Source organism: Janthinobacterium sp. ROICE36, assembly GCF_002869965.1.
GTDB lineage: Bacteria > Pseudomonadota > Gammaproteobacteria > Burkholderiales > Burkholderiaceae_D > Janthinobacterium.
In genome coordinates, this window is the sequence record NZ_PEBS01000163.1 from 1 (window position 1) to 1780 (window position 1780).

Annotated in this window: 1 protein-coding gene; it reads right to left on the reverse strand. The window is 51.5% G+C overall.

The genetic code is table 11. The features are described from left to right. Window positions 1–109: 109 nt before the first annotated feature. Entirely contained in the window at window positions 110–1537 is a 1428-nt protein-coding gene (locus CSZ94_RS27810; protein ID WP_146009925.1) for a hypothetical protein, read from the reverse strand. Window positions 1538–1780: the final 243 nt, after the last annotated feature.

The following is a 1780-nucleotide window of genomic DNA, read 5'->3' on the forward strand; positions in this document are numbered from 1 at the left end:
GTGCGCTCATTTGGCTGAGCGCGTGCTCTTTCTTCTCGTTGGTGTATTTTGTCATCGTCAAATCCATCGCCCCAGGGCTGATTAGAACTCCAAATGCTGGAGGCGACAACTATTTTGACAGAGGGGGCTTGCATGAATCTCCAAGTGGCCAATTTTTGGGGGTGACTTCGCACATGGGGTGTGCATAAGTCAAATCAATGGCAGTTTGAAGAATGGCGACCCTCACATGCGCTGGGTTTTTTGCAGTTGCCCTCTTTGTCCATTCATCCTGTTGGCGTCGTCTAAACGTATGGGCACGACTTTGAAGAGATAGTGGCGGAAGAGGTCGATTGGCAGCGCTCTCGGCTTCTTTCGGTTGATTAAATTTGGTGCTACCCTCTTCACTCTGTTTTTCCACTGCTTCGGCAGAACTATCGGCGCTGTCTTTGTTGTTCGCAGTGGACTCATCAATATGTGGCAACTCGGGCTTCCTGACATCTTGGTCGGGTGCCGAATTTACAGCAATGCTTTGGGTGGTGGCGCTTTCAGCACTAGCAGCTTCGGCAGTAGTACCGGCAGACTCGAGCTTTGCGATTGCGATTGAAGCGAAAGTGTCCCCCAACACAGCGACTGACAGAAGTCTCCCGCTATTCTTATCAATGACCTCAGTCCATACTCTAAGTACTCGACCGTCACGATACTGTTCTTCAATGTTCTTTGCTCGCATTGGGAACTGCGAAATCATTGCCGGTTTCAGTTCCCAAGTTCGGTTTCGAGAGTCGGTAAATCTGCGTGTCTGCGCATTGAAGCCATATGTTTGTTCGCGAACCAGCAGAACTTGAAGTGACAGTTCTACATCTAGTTCGCGTACTAGGGACGCTACAGTTTCGAGTAAGCCGATATTTAATACCGAGGTAACGGAGATCGAAACTCCAACGAAGGGCCACGCCACATCGGAATTTTCGACGCTGTCCACGGAGCCAAGCTTTGCAAGCTCAGTCGCCACGTCCCTTATTCGGTTAACAGTATTTTCTGTGAGGACGGAACTTCCTATTTCCCCCGAACGCATGCGATGCGCAAGCAACTTTACGAGTTGTCGCAGTAAATTAAGCAGGCCCGAGTCATCCGAGTTGTCAGAAATGGCGGCGCTGGAACTCCCTTGCGTTTCTCCCCCCAGAGCATCCACTGTCTTTTCTGAAGGAACCTCCCATTCGGCAGGAAAGTCAAATGATGCGACGCTGGAAAAGTCCGGATGCGCGCGTAGTGAAGTAACCAAACCACTCAACCCAATCTTAATGCCCAGACCAACGCTCCCTGAGCGCAATGCCTGCCAAGCGACGAGCTGCTCGTCGTTGGGATCCTCTGTGAATTGCCAAATGGTTCTCGCTAGAGCCAGCACACCAGCGAAGTCGCGACGCAGGTCCTCCAAGCCGGATCCGTCGCGTGCGAGTGGCCCTCCAATAGAAACGGGCAATCGGGAAAGAATGCCACCCGTAACTGCGATGAGAAAAGCAGACGCGCCCAGGGTAAGCTTTTGATCTTGCAAACGCGTACGCATCGCAGCAGTTTCTACCTCAGTTGCCAAAACATACTTTAACTGTGATTGGATATCACCATCCTCCGGGAAGTGTTCCAGCAGTTCAAGTGCGCGCTCGATGCTTGCAGGGAGAAGACTGCTGTGGTCAAGTAATTTCGGACACCGCGATAGGTTCGCGTGCTGTCATTTTTCGTTCATAGGCGGCGGGAGACAGATTGCCCAACGCTGAATTGATGCGCTTGCAGTTGTAAAAGCCGACGATGT

Coding starts and splice junctions, on each gene's coding strand:
- CSZ94_RS27810 (WP_146009925.1), bottom strand. CDS start 1,537: ATGCGTACGCGTTTGCAAGATCAAAAGCTTACCCTGGGCGCGTCTGCT.